At 64.8% G+C, this 15,703-nt stretch carries 13 protein-coding genes and 2 pseudogenes; 4 read left to right on the top strand and 11 right to left on the bottom strand.

Going from position 1 to position 15,703, the window contains the following annotated elements; genetic code table 11:
- Nucleotides 1–2: 2 nt before the first annotated feature.
- A complete protein-coding gene (locus ACSKB8_RS39175) occupies nucleotides 3–494 on the bottom strand; it encodes a tripartite tricarboxylate transporter TctB family protein (protein ID WP_438109799.1) in 492 nt (163 codons plus the stop codon).
- Nucleotides 495–685: 191 nt separating this feature from the next.
- Complete coding sequence (locus ACSKB8_RS39170; RefSeq protein ID WP_091890852.1) at nucleotides 686–1,678, bottom strand: tripartite tricarboxylate transporter substrate binding protein; 993 nt, start codon at nucleotides 1,676–1,678, stop codon at nucleotides 686–688.
- A 211-nt stretch (nucleotides 1,679–1,889) separates the two neighbouring features.
- On the opposite strand from ACSKB8_RS39170, the gene ACSKB8_RS39165 reads away from it, so the two are divergent.
- Entirely contained in the window at nucleotides 1,890–2,459 is a 570-nt protein-coding gene (locus tag ACSKB8_RS39165; RefSeq protein ID WP_438109797.1) for an SRPBCC family protein, read from the top strand.
- Here ACSKB8_RS39165 and ACSKB8_RS39160 read toward each other — a convergent pair.
- The 9 genes and pseudogenes from ACSKB8_RS39160 to ACSKB8_RS39120 form a co-directional block, all read right to left on the bottom strand.
- The gene (locus ACSKB8_RS39160; protein WP_438109795.1) at nucleotides 2,390–3,178 is read right to left on the bottom strand and encodes an RsiV family protein; all 789 of its coding nucleotides are present in this window, start codon (nucleotides 3,176–3,178) and stop codon (nucleotides 2,390–2,392) included. The genes ACSKB8_RS39165 and ACSKB8_RS39160 overlap by 70 nt on opposite strands.
- Nucleotides 3,179–3,217: 39 nt before the next feature.
- Nucleotides 3,218–5,374, bottom strand: coding sequence for a methylmalonyl-CoA mutase (scpA, locus tag ACSKB8_RS39155; protein ID WP_438110854.1), 2,157 nt, complete (start codon nucleotides 5,372–5,374; stop codon nucleotides 3,218–3,220).
- Nucleotides 5,375–5,397: 23 nt separating this feature from the next.
- On the bottom strand, nucleotides 5,398–5,862 hold the full coding sequence (locus ACSKB8_RS39150) for a GFA family protein (RefSeq protein ID WP_438109794.1): 465 nt from the start codon (nucleotides 5,860–5,862) through the stop codon (nucleotides 5,398–5,400).
- A pseudogene (locus tag ACSKB8_RS39145) lies at nucleotides 5,859–7,729 on the bottom strand (methylmalonyl-CoA mutase family protein). The gene ACSKB8_RS39150 and the pseudogene ACSKB8_RS39145 overlap by 4 nt, the downstream one beginning before the upstream one ends.
- An 81-nt stretch (nucleotides 7,730–7,810) precedes the next feature.
- Entirely contained in the window at nucleotides 7,811–8,302 is a 492-nt protein-coding gene (folK, locus tag ACSKB8_RS39140; RefSeq protein ID WP_438109792.1) for a 2-amino-4-hydroxy-6-hydroxymethyldihydropteridine diphosphokinase, read from the bottom strand.
- A 1-nt stretch (nucleotide 8,303) separates the two neighbouring features.
- A complete protein-coding gene (folB, locus tag ACSKB8_RS39135; protein ID WP_008553485.1) occupies nucleotides 8,304–8,672 on the bottom strand; it encodes a dihydroneopterin aldolase in 369 nt (122 codons plus the stop codon).
- On the bottom strand, nucleotides 8,669–9,529 hold the full coding sequence (folP, locus tag ACSKB8_RS39130; RefSeq protein WP_438110852.1) for a dihydropteroate synthase: 861 nt from the start codon (nucleotides 9,527–9,529) through the stop codon (nucleotides 8,669–8,671). The genes folB and folP overlap by 4 nt, the downstream gene beginning before the upstream one ends.
- A gap of 268 nt (nucleotides 9,530–9,797) precedes the next feature.
- A complete protein-coding gene (locus ACSKB8_RS39125; protein WP_128934964.1) occupies nucleotides 9,798–10,205 on the bottom strand; it encodes a DUF4332 domain-containing protein in 408 nt (135 codons plus the stop codon).
- A gap of 26 nt (nucleotides 10,206–10,231) precedes the next feature.
- Nucleotides 10,232–10,597, bottom strand: a complete 366-nt coding sequence (locus ACSKB8_RS39120) for a hypothetical protein (RefSeq protein WP_091890866.1) — start codon at nucleotides 10,595–10,597, stop codon at nucleotides 10,232–10,234.
- A 335-nt stretch (nucleotides 10,598–10,932) separates the two neighbouring features.
- Here ACSKB8_RS39120 and ACSKB8_RS39115 point away from each other — a divergent pair, with 335 nt between their 5' ends.
- The 3 genes and pseudogenes from ACSKB8_RS39115 to ACSKB8_RS39105 all read left to right on the top strand — a co-directional run bounded on the left by ACSKB8_RS39115 (nucleotide 10,933) and on the right by ACSKB8_RS39105 (nucleotide 15,448).
- Nucleotides 10,933–12,555: a helicase HerA-like domain-containing protein gene (locus ACSKB8_RS39115; RefSeq protein WP_438109789.1), complete on the top strand. Its 1,623-nt coding sequence runs from the start codon at nucleotides 10,933–10,935 to the stop codon at nucleotides 12,553–12,555.
- Between the two features lie 184 nt (nucleotides 12,556–12,739).
- Nucleotides 12,740–14,013 (top strand): annotated as a pseudogene (locus ACSKB8_RS39110) (glycosyltransferase family 87 protein).
- 40 nt (nucleotides 14,014–14,053) lie between these two features.
- Nucleotides 14,054–15,448, top strand: a complete 1,395-nt coding sequence (locus ACSKB8_RS39105) for a M20/M25/M40 family metallo-hydrolase (protein ID WP_438109788.1) — start codon at nucleotides 14,054–14,056, stop codon at nucleotides 15,446–15,448.
- Nucleotides 15,449–15,703 lie beyond the last annotated feature (255 nt).

The raw sequence follows: 15,703 nt of genomic DNA, 5'->3' as shown, positions 1-15,703 counted from the left end.
GATTACCAGGGCGTTGGCAGCAGGCCGGCAGGCAGCGGCACGCGGAGCAGCTTGCCGAAGATGAGGTGAATGGCGAACGGCGAGAGCGCCGCGAGCGGCAGCGCCAGCTTCCACTTCGCCCCTAACGCGGTCGACGTCACGTAGACCATGATCGCCGCGGTGATGATGAAGCCGAGCCGGTCGGCGGCAAAGACGTAGAACAGCAGCAGCGCCGGCGGCAGCAGCGCGCGCAGGCCGTAGAGCTTGCCCTGCGGCGGCGGGCTAGCTGCCTGGCCGTCCTCGAACGGGATGAGCTCTTCCTCCTCCTCGAAGGAATGGCCGATGCCGAACACGATCGCGAGCCCGCATAGCGCGAGCCCCGTCCCGATCACCAGCGGAAACACGTTGGGGCCGACCGGCTGCCCCGGCACCGGCGGCAAGATCCAACCGCCATAGGCGGCGGCTGCGCCGAGTGTGACGAGAAACGATCCCGTGACGGAGTTGGGAAGACGCATGGGGAAGTCCTGACAAAGAGTGTTCTCCCGCTCCCCGCGCGCGGGGAGAGGGTTGGGGTGAGGGGGTTCTCCGCGAGGACGGTGAGAGTTGGATTCGTGGAGAGTCCCCCTCACCCGGAATCCGCGCCTTGCGCGAATTCCGGCCTCTCCCCGCAGGCGGGGAGAGGCGATCAGAGCGTTGCAGTACCAGGTCACGCCTTGCTCAGGCCGGCCGCCTTCATCGCCTCGCCCATCTGGGCATCGCCCTTGTCCATGAAGCCGGCGAAATGGGCGCCATCGCCCCACACAGTGCCAAAGCCGCGATTGCTCATGAAGTCCTTGAACTCGGCGGAGTCGTAGACCTTCTTCAGGGCCGCGGTGAGCTTCGTTGCGATCTCCGGCGGCAGGTTCTTGGGTGCGCCGATGCCGCGCCAGGCGCCGGTCGCGTAATCGATGCCCATCGCCTCCTTCAGCGTCGGCACGTCCTTGAAGATCGGATTGCGCGCCGGTGCCATGATGGCGAGGCTCCTGGCCTTGCCGGCCTCGATAATGGCGCGCGCTTCCGGCACCGAGCAGGTGGTGAGGTCGAGGCCGCCGGCGGCGAGATCCTGCATGGCTGGCGCCGCGCCGTTCGAGGGCACCCAGGCGACCTGGTTGGCGGGTAGGCCCATCGCCTGCATCCAGCCGACCAGCGCCAGATGCCAGATGCCGCCCTGGCCGGTGCCCGAAGCCTTGAACTTGCCCGGGGGCGCCGCCTTGATCGCCTCGGCGAGCTCCTTGACCGTCTTGTACGGCGAGGAGGAGGAGACCTGAATGCCGGGCGGATCCTCGTTCATCAGCGCCAGCGGCGTGTAGCTCTTCGGCGTCAGGTCGGTGAGGCCCTGCCAGTGCATCATCGAGATTTCGACCGTGAGCATGCCGATGGTGTAGCCGTCGGGCTGCGCGGTTGCGATCGCACTGTGGCCGACGACGCCGGAGCCACCGGTGCGGTTGACCACGTTGAAGGGCTGGCCGAGATCTTTCTCCAGCAGCGCCGCGACGATGCGCGCAGTCGCGTCGGTGCCACCGCCGGCGCCCCAGGGCACGATCACGGTGACCGGCCGCGCCGGATAGGTTTGCGCGCGTGCGGGCTTGAACCCGAAAGCGGCGGATGCCGCAACGGCGGCGGATGAAGCCGCAAAGGTGCGGCGCGAAATCTTGGACATTGAATGCCTCCCAGCGGCGCCCGTGACGTCGGGCGCTCTTGTCAACGGCGGCATTCTAGTCGGCTTTGCGGCGCCGCTGCAAGGTAGCGCTACCAATGGGATCGTACTGTTGTGTGAAAGCTGGAGGCCCACCGGAAAGGCCAGTCGGAAATCGGGTGGGTTTTGCCCGCGCAAGTCGCCAACCTCAGCGCGTAACGAAAGAAGGCAAGCCATGACCCAAGCCTATTACAGCGCCGTGCTGGACCACCCGCTGGACGAAGTCTGGTCGCTCATCCGCGATTTCAACAACTATCCCGCTTACATCGACGGGGTGAGCGAGAGCGTGATCGAAGACGACAAGCGCGGCGACGAAGTCGGCGCCATCAGGCGCTTCTGCTATCTCGGAAACTGGATCCGCCAGCGCCTGGTCGATCACTCGGACCGGCAGCACAGCCTGACCTATGCCGGTCTCGAAGCGCTGCCGTATCCGCAAGATGACGGGAGCCAAGCGGGGAGCCAAGCGCCAGCGCCGACGCGCTACCAGGGCACCATGCATCTGCGCCCGATCATCGAAGGTGACCGCACCCTCATCGAATGGTCGGTCGCCCTCGATACGGAACCTGCGGACGCCGATCGCTGGCAAGCGCTGTTTGGCTCCTGGATTCCCGATTGGACGGACTCGACTTGCGCGGACATTGGCTCGCGTCAGTCCGCGATCGCGTTAGCGAGCGCTCACTGCGCGTCCGCGTCGCCCTTCGGCCGTGCGCCGCCGAAGATGCGGGTGCCTTCCGCGGTCAGGTAGGGCTTCAGCGCCTCCCACGGCACGAACGCGACATATTCGCCCTCGGCGTAGGGGCCGACGGCGTAGGGCGGGTAATGGAAGGTGAGGCCGGAGCTCTTGCCCGCTTCGGCTGAGGGCGCGAGCGTCACTGCGCCGATCCTGAGCAGGTTCGGCGCGACGCCCTTGAACCACTCGTCGGTCGCTGTCTCGCTGGCGTCGCGCTTCTTCTTTTCGGCTCTCAGTGAGACGAGCACGGCCTTCACCATCGCTTTCATAGTCGCCCCGTTGTCGACGGTCTCGGCGAAGAACGGGCGGATCGAGATGCGCTTGTTCTCGGTCTTGTCCCACAGGATCGTGTTTACGTCCGAGTTCGGATGGGCGCCGTGCGTGTCCATGTAGTCGTTGCGCAGGACGCTGACGTAGCGATCGGCAATCACCGAGCGGATCGTGTATCTGCGCTCGAAATCCCAGCCGCCGTCCTTGAAGAACTGCGGATACTCCTTGCGCGAGGCGGCAGCTTCGGCCGCGTTCTTGTCGAGCCATTTCCTGCCTTCAGCAAGGCAATCGGCCGCCAGCGCTGCATCTGCCTTGACCTTATCGTCGAGGAAGATTTGCGCCTCGATGCTCTTGGTCTTGATGACGGCGTCGGGATTGGGTTCGGCTGCGTTTGCCAGACCGACCAGCGCGCCGCAAACCGCGGCCGCAGCCAGCGCGCGCATGAACGTTGGCGCGGGAAACATCACGCAAAATCCTTCTTGTCGGAAGATCGGCGGCGTCGGTTACTCCGCCGCCTCGCTATGCCCGAGCCGGGCGTTCAGCTTGCGGATCAGCTCCTCGGCTGCGTCCGCGATCACGGTGCCGGGCGGGAAGATGGCTTCGGCGCCGGCGGCATAGAGCGCATCGTAATCCTGCGGCGGCACCACGCCGCCGACGATAATCATGATGTCGTCGCGGCCCTGCTTCTTCAGCGCCGCCTTCAGCGCGGGCACGGCGGTGAGATGGGCGGCGGCGAGTGAGGAGACGCCGAGGATATGGACGTCGTTCTCGACCGCTTGCCGCGCGGCTTCATCCGCCGTGGCGAACAGCGGTCCGATGTCGACGTCGAAGCCGATGTCGGCGAAGGCAGACGCAATCACCTTCTGGCCGCGGTCGTGGCCGTCCTGGCCGATCTTGGCGACCAGGATGCGCGGGCGGCGGCCCTCCGCCTCCTCGAAGGCGTCGATCAGCGCCTGAACCTTCTCGACCTGGTTACCCATGCTGGACGCCTCCCGCTTGTAGACGCCGGTGATGGACTTGATCTCGGCGCGGTGCCGGCCGAACACCTTCTCCATCGCCTCCGAAATCTCGCCGACGGTCGCCTTGGCCCGTGCCGCGTCGATGGCGAGCGCGAGCAGATTGCCGTTGCCTTCGCCGGCCGAGCGCGTCAGCGCGGCGAGGGCGGCATCGACGTCCTTCTGATTGCGCTCGGATTTCAGCCGCGTCAGCTTGTCGATCTGCAAGCGGCGGACATTGGTGTTGTCGACCTTGAGGATGTCGATGGGAGCTTCGTCGGTCGGCTTGTACTTGTTGACGCCGATCACCGCCTGCTTGCCGGCATCGATGCGGGCCTGCGTCTTGGCCGAGGCTTCCTCGATGCGCAGCTTGGGCACGCCGGCCTCGATGGCCTTGGCCATGCCGCCGAGCTCCTCGACCTCCTGGATATGGCTCCAGGCCTTCGCCGCGAGGTCGCGCGTCAGCCGCTCGACATAATACGAACCGCCCCAGGGATCGATGATGCGGGTGGTGCCGCTCTCTTGCTGGAGGAAAAGCTGGGTGTTGCGGGCGATACGCGCCGAGAAATCGGTCGGCAGCGCCAAGGCCTCGTCGAGCGCATTGGTGTGCAGCGACTGGGTGTGGCCTTGGGTGGCCGCCATCGCCTCGACGGTGGTGCGCATCACGTTGTTGAAGACGTCCTGCGCCGTCAGCGACCAGCCCGAGGTCTGGCTGTGCGTGCGCAGCGACAGCGAGCGCGGGTCTTTCGGGTTGAACGGCTTCAGCAGCTTCGCCCAGAGCAGGCGCGCGGCGCGCAGCTTGGCGACTTCCATGAAGAAGTTCATGCCAATCGCCCAGAAGAACGACAGGCGCGGCGCGAAACGGTCGACGTCGAGGCCGGCGGCAAGGCCGGCGCGCAGATATTCGACGCCGTCGGCGAGCGTATAGGCGAGCTCGAGATCCTGCGTCGCACCGGCCTCCTGCATGTGATAGCCGGAGATCGAGATCGAATTGTACTTCGGCATCCTCGTGGAGGTGTAGGCGAAGATGTCCGAGATGATCCGCATCGAAGGCGCAGGCGGATAGATGTAGGTGTTGCGCACCATGAACTCTTTCAGAATGTCGTTCTGAATCGTCCCTGAGAGTTTTTCCGGCGGCACGCCCTGTTCCTCGGCAGCCGCGACATAGAGCGCGAGGATCGGCAGCACCGCGCCGTTCATGGTCATGGACACGCTCATCTGGTCGAGCGGAATCCCTGCGAACAGCGTGCGCATGTCGTAGATGGAATCGATGGCAACACCGGCCATGCCGACGTCGCCGCCAACGCGCGGATGGTCGCTGTCATAGCCGCGATGGGTGGCGAGGTCGAAGGCGACCGAGAGGCCTTTCTGTCCCGCCGCGAGGTTGCGGCGGTAGAACGCGTTGGAATCCTCCGCCGTGGAGAAGCCGGCATATTGCCTGACGGTCCAGGGCTGGTTGACATACATGGTGGGGTAGGGACCACGCAGATAGGGCGCGATGCCGGGATAAGTCTCGAGGAAATCGAGCCCGGCGACATCTGCCTCGCCATAAGCGGGCTGCACCAGAATGCCCTCGGGCGTCAGCCACGGCTCGGCGCTGCCGGTCGGCGCGGCGGTGGTTGTGCGCGCGAAGGCGACATCGGCGAAATTGGGAATGCGGCTCATGGTCTCAACCATATGATAGACGCTCAATCATGATCCGGATGCTGATGGCTGACGATGGTCGCCATCTTCTCCGGCCCGTAATTCTGTTGCGTGGTCTGGCTCGGCAGGTTGGCGATGCCGACCACCCAGCCGAGACGGGACTCGGTACCGAACTGCCGCGTCGGTATCACCCGGTCGGGATGGTCGAAAGCGCCGGTCATGATCTCGATCCGATCGCCGTCGATGCGGCCAAAGCTCAGCGGCGTGCCGCAGGCGGCGCAAAAGCCGCGCTGGGCGATCGAAGAGGATCGGAAGAATGAGGGTTGCCCCTTGGTCCAGGCAAAGTCCGTCTTGTTGATGTCGGCGAAAGAGGCGAATGGCGCGCCAGCCGCCTTCTGGCACATCCGGCAGTGGCAGATCGAGATCCTGGTCGGCGCCGTCATGACTCCAAAGCGCACGGCGCCGCATTGGCAGCCACCGGTGAGAACGGGTTTGCTGGTTTCGGTCATGCCTGTTCCATCCGTCGATAGGCGTCTTGCAGCGTCGCAAGTGCATCGCCGCCGGCGAAGACGAAACCGGTGACGCCGGCCGCGCGCAGCGCCGCCTCGGCATTGGTCGGGCGGCCTGCCAGATAGATATGCCGCGCGCCGGTCGTTTGCAGGGCCCGTGCAGCGGCTTCGGCATGTTCCGCATAGACCTTGTCGCTGGAACAAAGGCAGGCGAGTTCGGCGCCGGAGGCCTTGAAAGCGGCCGCGAGCTTGGCCGGATCGGCAAAGCCCTCGCTGTCGACGGCCTGGATGCCGCCGGCTTCGAAGAAGCTCTTGGCAAAGGTCGCCCGTGCCGTGAAATCGGCGGGCGTGCCGAGATTGGCCAGGAACACTTTTGGCCGCGCGCCACGTGCCTTCAACGCGGCATCCGACTTGTCGCGCAACGCTTCGAACGGTTCCGCAAGCCGGATCGGTGGCAGCGACTCGAATTCGTATTTTTGCTCACCGTAACGCGGAAGCGCGACCGGCGTCGCCTTCAGCACGAGCGTCTCGCTCTCGTGCAGGTTTGGAACTCGCTGGCGCCGGTCAGCACGTCGCGGCGCTTTGCGATGTTGGCGTCGCGCGCTTTTCGTGCCGCCGCGACCTTGCCCTGGAACAGACCCTGCTGAAGCGCTGCGAAGGCGCTGCCGGCTTTCTCGCTCTCCTGGAACAGCGCCCAGGCGGCGTCGCAGAGCTGCGCCGTCAGCGTCTCGATGCCGCCGGCGCCGGCGGCGGGATCGCTGACTTTGGCGAGGTTGCTCTCTTCCAGCAGCAAAAGCTGCGTGTTGCGCGCCACGCGCCGCGCGAACGGATCGGGTAGCCCGAGCGCCAGCGTGTGCGGCAGCACGGTGATCGCATTGGCGCCGGCAAGCCCCGCCGCAAAGGTCGCGATGGTCGCGCGCAGCATGTTCACGTAAGGGTCGCGCTGCGTCAGCATGCGCCAGGCCGTATCGGCGGCGATGAACAGCGGTTTTGGCGTGAGTCCGCACGCCGTCTCGATGCGCGCCCAGAGCAGCCGCAGCGCGCGGAATTTGGCCATGGTCAGGAACTGGTCGGCATCGGCGGAAAGCCGCGCATAGACCATGCCCTGCGCCTGCCCCAGCGCAATGCCGGCGCCTTCGATCGCGCGCAGATAGGCAACGCCGCAGGCGAGCACGAAGGCGAGCTCCTGCACCTCCGAGCCGCCGGCATCGTGGATCACGCGCCCGTCGGCCGACGCGAACGGCCCCTTGAAGCCGAGCGCCGCCAGGCCCTTGATGGCGCCGGCGACGGCGGGAACAATTTCCTCCCACGTATAAGGGCTGTGACCCCACACAGCGCTAGCCGCGAGCGGATCGAGCCCGAAGCGGATGTTGCAGGCGGCAGGATCGAGGCCAGCGCTCTTCACATATTCCGCGACATGGATCGAGGCCATCCGCGATTGCGGCCCGATCTGGAGCTCGAGGCCGATGCCGGCATCGAGATGGATGTCCTTCAAGACTTTTGCGACTGCATCGGCCGACGGTTCCAGGCCGAAACCGTGGGCGCCGCTGCCGCCGGCGAACACCAGCGCGAGCCCCGTCGCACCATTCTCGAGATCGGTCAGCGCCTGCGCGTTCGCGGCGGCCGCATCGGGATGGTCGACCCGCTGCATGATCTGCCAGGGCGCAGCCAGCGGCCGGCCCGCCACTGGCGCAACGCCCTTGGCGCGCGGGTAGAGCGGTTCGATCTTCAGGCCATCATAGGTCTTGCCGACCAGCTTCTCGAACGGCGCGCCTTTCAGCACGCCGTCGACCAGCTTGCGCCAGTCTTCGATCGTGGCCTTGGGGAATTCCGCCGCCAGCGGCAGGTCGTCAGTCACGGAGGTCATACGGCCCAGGGCTCCCGACAATCTTGTTATTCGCAGGCGAAATTGCCACGGCGGACCGTCCCTGCAAACGGTTGTTTTTGGTTAACCGGTATCCGGAAGCCGCTCAATGCCTTGCGTCGAGACGCTGGCGAGCCCGTCACGCACACGAATGCCTGATATCACGCGGTCGGGCGCGATTTCGGCCAGCGGCACCAGCACGAAGGCGCGCTCGAACAGGCGCGGATGCGGCAGGGTCAGATCGGGTTTCTGCAAGCTCACATCGTCATAGGCGATCATGTCGAGATCGAGCGTGCGCGGGCCCCAGCGCCGCTCCTTGTCGCGTGTGCGGCCGAATTTCTGCTCGACCTTCTGCAGCACGAACAGCAGTGCATGCGGATCGAGGCTGGTCTCGATCTCGATGCAGGCATTGATGAAGGGGTCCTGGTCCTCGTCGCCCCACGGCGGGGTCGCATAATCCGACGAGCGCGCGATCAGCGCGGCTTGCGCCATGCCGCAGATATGGGCGATCGCCTTGCCGAATGTCGCGCGGACATCGCCGACATTGCCGCCGAGTGCGATCAGCACGCTTGCCATCTTATGGATGCCGCGAGCGCGTCAGCATGATGCCGACGTCATCGAAGATCGCGGCGATCGGCGCATGCGGCTTGTGCACGGTGATCTTCACGGCGCGGATGCGCGGGAAATGCGACAGGATGGCATCGGCGACCGCGCCGGCCGCGCGCTCCAGGAGCTTGTAATTAGTGTTCTTGAACGCTGCCGTCGTGGTCGCCACGACCTCGGCGTAGGACACGGTGTCGGCGAGCCGGTCGCTACGCGAAGGCTCCGACAGATCGGTATAGAGTTCGAGATCGATGACGAAGCGCTGGCCGACTTCGGTTTCGTGATCCATGACGCCGTGGCGGGCATGGATCGACAGGCCGGTCACGAAGATCGTATCGGTCATGGCTTGCTCTCGATTGCGTGCGCCACCCGCAGGGCCTGCAAGGTTTCGGCGACGTCATGGGTCCGGATGATCTTGGCGCCGCGCTGCGCGGCGATGAGGTGCGCGGCGATCGAGCCGGCGAGCCGCTCTTTCGGCTCCGACGGCGACACCGAAGCGATGAAGCGCTTGCGCGAGGCACCGACCAGGATTGGCAGGCCGAACATGTCGAGTTCACGCAGCCGCGCCAGCGCGATCATGCTCTGCTCGGCCGTCTTGCCGAAACCGATGCCGGGATCGAGCACGATCTTTTCCCGCGCGATGCCGGCCTTGGCCGCAATATCCAGCGAGCGCAGGAAGAAGGTCTTCATGTCCGTGACGATGTCGATGGTGGGGTCGGCATTGTCGCGGTTATGCATGACGATGACCGGAACGCCTTTCACAGCGACCAGCGGTGCCATGGCGGCGTCGCGTTGCAGACCCCAGACATCGTCGACGATGGCCGCGCCCTGGTCGAGCGCGAAGGCCACCACCTCCGCCTTCATGCTGTCGATCGAGACGGGCGCCCCAAGCGCCACGACACCAGCCAGCACCGGCTTCAGCCGGGCGAGTTCGTATTCCGCCGTGACCGGCTGGGCGCCCTTGTAGGGCCGGGTGGACTCGGCGCCAATATCGATGATGTCGACGCCATCAGCGATCATCGCCCGGGCTCGCGCGAAGGCCTGCTCGGGCGCGATGAACTCGCCGCCATCGGAGAAGGAATCCGGGGTGACGTTGAGCACCCCCATCACCGCCGGAATCGATCGTTCCAGCAGCGTCCGCAGCACGTCGGCCCTGGCCGAGCCGGCCGGCGGGACGGATGGAGAGGGCGAGGCACTCATGCGGGTGGCTTTAGCGGTCGGGGAGGGGGAGTCAAGACGGAAGGGGGGCCGACATGCCCGCGGGGTGCCAACACCCTCGCTGTCATTGCCCGCGAAGGCGGGCAATCCAGTATTCCAGAGGCGAGCCCGTGATACGGAGCAGCCGCGGCGTACTGGATACCCCGCCTTCGCGGGGTATGACGACGGAGTTTGGGGGATGCAGTGATGCCCGTCAGCAAACGGCGCCGAGAGCTAACGCGGCTAGCCGTATGCTAAGAGAGACGCCGCCCTAATACGTGATCTTCGGCGGCAGCTTCTTCGCTTTGGCGATGATGTCGCCGACCGACTTCTCGGAAGGCAGGATGCGGAGGAGCTTCTTCTTCTCGTTGGCGTCCCGCATGCTCTGGGCGAGCCTTGCCGGATTACGATAAGCAAGCTCGCGTACGGTGGTGACGCCGGCGGCGCGAACGAGGCCGACCTTGGCCCGGCCCATGCCGGGGATGCGCATGTAGTCCGAGACGTTGGCCCATTCCAACAGCAGCTGCTCGCTGATGCCGGTCTTGGCGGACAGTGCCTTGCGGCCCTTCACGGTGGAGGCGGCTTCGAGCAGCGCGTCGGTGGTGCGGATTCCTTGCGCCTTCAATTTGTTGGCGGCAAAGGCCGACAGGCCGTCAATCTCGGAGATCGGATATGTCATGATACTCGAATATGAAATGCGTGGCTTCAGGCGAACTGGCTGAGGCCCGGCGTCCCCGCGATGATCTTGCCCATCTGATCCGCTCCGATTTTGTCTCGGCCGAAGCGGAAAAGTTCACGGGCGACGTTTTGAATCTCCGACATGCCCAGTCCAAGGCCCATCAGGCGCGAGCCGACGGCCATCAGGCCGCCGCCCATCAGCCGCGACAGTCCGCCGCCGCTCTTGCACGCCTCGATCGCGGCTTCTGCTCCGGGGATTTGATCAATCAGAGCCTGAACGCTATCGGAAGGACCCTCGCTGCGGAGGAAGCCCAGGATAATGCCGACGGTCTTTTCCGCGACAGCACTATCTATGCTGGCGTTTGTCGCCAGCCGTCCGATCAGCTCGTCCATATGGCCTGCCCCTCAGCCGGTTCACATGCCGGAGTATTGCTTTCGAAAATGATCTTGAGCCGGTGCGATGTGAAATTCAAGCGATGAACGCACGCCTCGCCGCGATTCATCTTCGAACGCGTAAGCAGTGTTGCAGCGGTGCAAGAGCGGAGATGGAATCAGCAAAAAAATACCGCGGTGCGAACGCTCCATTCCGACTTTCGGCTGATATTTCCGCCAATGTCGCATGTTTGGGACGCGTTGAATGGTTTTAATCGACGCACAACATGCGTTAAACTACGGAACTAATGCATTCGAGTTTCGATACGCGAAACCTGCAGAGATCAGTGAGAATTATGACCGCACAGGACAGCAAGCTCGGTGACACCGACGCCAAGATTTTCGTCGGCAAGGGAGACGAGCAGGCCTGGCTGACGCTGGCACTCGCCAATCGCCACGGCCTCGTCACCGGTGCAACCGGAACCGGCAAGACGGTGTCGCTGCAAGTGATGGCGGAAGGATTTGCGCGCGCCGGTGTTCCGGTCTTCGCCGCAGACATCAAGGGCGACCTCTCCGGCATCTCCGAGGTCGGCGAAGCCAAAGATTTCATCGTCAAACGCGCCACCGAGGTGGGGCTGACCTTCCAGCCCGACCAGTTCTCGACGGTGTTCTGGGACGTGTTCGGCGAGCAGGGCCACCCGGTGCGGGCGACCGTCACGGAAATGGGGCCGCTTCTGCTCGCGCGCATGCTCGATCTGAACGACGTGCAGGAAGGCGTGCTCAACGTCGCCTTCCGCGTCGCCGACGACAACGGTCTTGCCTTGATCGACATGAAGGACCTTCGCGCGCTGCTCGACGCCATCGTGCCCGATAGCGGGAAAAAGGCAGCGGACGCGGAGGAGGATCCGTTCGCCGTCATCCGCAAGGCCGCCCAGGGCTTCGGCAATGTCACCAAGGCGACTGTCGGCACCATCCAGCGCCAGCTCCTGGTGCTGGAGAACCAGGGTGGCACCAAATTCTTCGGCGAGCCGGCGCTGACGCTGAAGGACTTCATGAAGACCGACCGCGACGGCCGCGGCATGGTCAACATCCTGGTCGCCGACAAGCTGCTTCAGAGCCCGCGACTTTATGCGACATTCCTGTTGTGGATGCTGTCGGAGCTGTTCGAGGAGCTGCCCGAGGCTGGCGACTTGCCCAAGCCGAAGCTCGTGTTCTTCTTCGACGAGGCGCATCTGTTGTTCAACGACGCGCCCAAAGCGCTGATGGACAAGATCGAGCAGGTGGTGCGTCTGATCCGCTCCAAGGGCGTTGGCGTCTACTTCGTGACGCAGAACCCGGTCGACGTGCCCGACCGCGTGCTCGGGCAACTGGGCAACCGGGTCCAGCATGCGCTGCGCGCCTTCACCCCGCGCGACCAGAAGGCGGTCACCGCCGCAGCCCAGACCTTCCGGCCCAACCCGAAGCTCGACACCGCCAAGGTGATCATGGAGCTCGGCAAGGGCGAGGCGCTGGTATCCTTCCTCGAAGGCAATGGCACCCCTTCGATGGTGGAGCGGGTGATGATACGGCCGCCATCGGCCCGGATCGGACCGATCACGCCGGAGGAGCGCAAGGCGATCATGGCGGCAAGCCCGGTCATGGGCAAATACGACACCGCCGTCGATTCCGAGTCCGCCTACGAGATCCTTCAGAAGCGCCTCGCCGGCACGGCGGCAACGGCCGACGGTTCGGCAGGCGGAAGCGGTGGCGGCGTCCTCGGCCAGATCGGCTCGATCGTCGGCACCATCTTTGGCACCAACGTCAAGCGTGGCCGGCTGTCGACCGGCCAGGTCATTGCGCGCGACGTGACGCGATCGGTGACTAACCAGGTGATCGGGGGGATGGCCGCAAATATCGGCAAGTCGGTCGCCGGCCAGTTCGGCGGCTCGATCGGCCGCACCCTGGTTCGCGGCGCGCTCGGCGGATTGCTGCGGCGGTAGGCAGCAGGTCCGGCCATGACGCTGCGGAAGGTTTAGCGGCCATCGGGGAGCCATCACCACCGGCACAAATTCCGGTGAGGGACTCTCCAAACATCCGTCCGTCTGCTACGTGGTAGTCCGCCGCCGACTGGACCCCACCGTGATCTCCGCCACCCCGTTAGCCAAACCCGATGCGCCGAGACGCCTGTCGTTGCGTGCGCCGCTCGACCTGCTTTTCCTGTTCTGCTGCCTCCTCCTGACTGCCGACGTGCTCATTCCCGAGATCTTCGGCCACGGCAAGACCAAGGATTACGGGCTGTGGTACTGGGCCGGGCAGCAGGTCTTGCAGGGGCGGCCGCTCTATCCCGGTGACATCAGCGACTATTTCGAGTTCATCTATCCACCGCTGCCGGCGGTCCTGCTGGCGTTCCCGAGCTGGTTCGGCAAGATCCCGCTCTATGTCGTGCTGTCGATCCTGAATGCGGTGGCGTGGTGGTGCACCGGTACGTTCTCCCAGGTGTTGGCCGGATCGGACCGCAGGGCCGGTCCGTGGCTGGAAGCGCTGCCCGCCTTCGTCACCGTCACCTTCGTGTTCGACATGTTCGACCTCGGCCAGCCGAACCTCGTCCTGCTCGCGATGATGCTCTACGGCTTCTGGAATCAGCACCACTGGCTTGCCGGCTTCATGTTCGCGCTCGCGACCGCCATCAAGGTGTTTCCGATCGCAGTGCTGCCTTATCTCGTCTGGCGGCGGAAGTGGGAGGCCGTGGTCGCGACCGTCGCCTTCATCGGCATTCTTCTTTACGTCGTGCCGGCGCCGATCCGCGGCTTCGAGCGCAACGCGGCCGAACTTGCGACCTGGTACCAGGCCATGGTCGGGAGCAGCTCGGAAAAAGGCTTTGGCCAGCGCGACGAGCAGAACTGGTCGTGGGTCAACCAGTCCCTCATTGCCGTCACGCATCGCCTGGGCCGGCCGATCAATTACAATCTGGAAGATCCCAACAAGCCGCCGCGTACGATGAACGTCATCGACGTCGACTACCGGACGGCGAACTGGATCGTGCTCGCGCTGTCGGCACTGCTCGGGCTCGGCTTCGTCGCGATCATGCCTCGGCAAGCGCGGCGCACGGCGCGCTCCGATGCCGAGGAGCTCGGCATCCTGTTCTGCCTGATGACGATTGCCTCGCCTCTGGCGCGACAATACTATTTCATGTGGTTGTTCTTCCCGATGACGGTGCTGATGCATCGGGCTGCCTTCGACGCGCGGGCGAATGTGCGGCTGGGAACCTGGCTCGCTTTGGCCGCGGCCGGCATCCTCATGCTGCTGTCGCTGCCGTGGTTTCCCAATGTCATCCAGGCCTGGGCAATAATCTCGTTGCGACCGCCATCCTTGCCGGCAGCCTCGCATGGCACATCCGGCACCCGCCGGTTGCGGCTGGCCCCGAGGCCGCGCCGGCGCTAAAAGCGCAGACACCTTGAGCCCCCGATTTCTTGAGACTCGAAAGTCAGGATCACGACCATGGCCAATGCGCAGCTTCAATCCGTGCTCGACCACATCGACAAGGATTTCGACAACAGCCTGGAGCGCCTGTTCTCGTTGTTGCGGATCAAGTCGATCTCCGCGGATCCGGCCTTCGCCGCCGATTGCAAGGCAGCGGCCGAGCATCTCGCCAAGGACATCGCGAGCCTCGGTGTTGCCACTGAAGTGAGGCCGACCGCCGGCCATCCCGCCATCGTCGGCAAGACCGGGGCAGGCGGACGACCGCACGTGCTGTTCTACGGCCATTACGACGTACAGCCGGTCGATCCGCTCGATCTCTGGCACCGTCCGCCGTTCGAGCCTGTCGTCACCGACCATGCCGATGGCCGCAAGATCATCGTCGCGCGCGGTGCCGAGGACGACAAGGGCCAGGTCATGACCTTCGTCGAGGCCTGCCGCGCCTGGAAAAAGGTGACGGGCTCGCTGCCGATCGACATCACCTTCCTGATCGAAGGCGAGGAGGAGGTTGGCTCGAAGAATTTCGTGCCCTTCATCGAGGCCAACAAGGACGAGTTCAAAGCCGACTACGTGCTGGTCTGCGACACCGGCATGTGGGACCGCAACACGCCGGCGATCACGACGTCGTTGCGCGGCTTGCTCTATGAGGAGCTTAAGATCACCGCCGCCAATCGCGACCTGCATTCCGGCGTGTTCGGCGGCAGCGCGATGAACCCGATCCGGGTGCTGACCAAAATTCTCGGTGGCCTGTTCGATGACGACAACCGCATCACCATCCCCGGCTTCTATGACGGCGTGAAGGACCTGCCGCCCGATATCCTCGAGCAGTGGAAGAAGCTCAATCTCACGCCGGAGATGTTTTTGAAGCCGATCGGCCTGTCGATCCCGGCGGGCGAGAAGGGCCGGTTGCTGATCGAGCAGGCCTCCTCGCGTCCGACCTGCGACGTCAACGGCATCTGGGGCGGCTATATCGGCGAGGGCTCAAAGACGGTGATCCCGTCGCATGCCTCGGCCAAGGTCTCGTTCCGTCTGGTCGAGGGGCAGGATCCCGCAAAGATCCGCAAGGCTTTCCGCGACTATGTGACGGCGCGCATTCCCGGCGATTGCAAGGTCGAGTTCGGTGACCATTCCGCCGCGCCTGCGGTCGCGCTCGACTGGAACATGAAGCCGCTTGCCGCCGCCAGCAAGGCGCTGACCGAGGAATGGGGCAAGGAGACCGTGCTGATGGGCTCGGGCGCCTCGATCCCGATCGTCGCAGACTTCAAGCGCACGCTTGGCCTCGACTCGCTGCTGGTCGGCTTCGGCCTCGACGATGACAACATCCATTCGCCGAACGAGAAGTACGACCTCCGCAGCTTCCAGAAGGGCATCCGTTCCTGGGCCAGGATTCTCGCCGCGCTGGCGGAGGTGAAGTAAAGGCGGTGTCGTAGGGTGGCAAAGCGCAGCGTGCCCACCACTTCCGAGGCGAACTGCGAGATGGTGGGCACGGCGCTATGCGCCTTTGCCCACCCTACGAGAGCGCCTTCCGTCATCCTGAGGTGCGAGCCGTGGAGCGCAACGCGCTTCACGGTAAGCCTCGAAGGATGCACGGCCCCGATGCAGCCGGGCCGTCGCCCTTCGAGGCTCGCCGAAGAGGCGAGCACCTCAGGGTGACGGTGATGGTGATTGCGA

The organism is Bradyrhizobium sp. BR 1432, from assembly GCF_051547705.1.
In the GTDB taxonomy this organism is placed as follows: Bacteria; Pseudomonadota; Alphaproteobacteria; order Rhizobiales; family Xanthobacteraceae; genus Bradyrhizobium; species Bradyrhizobium zhanjiangense.
This window is presented reverse-complemented; position numbering and strand designations above follow the sequence as displayed.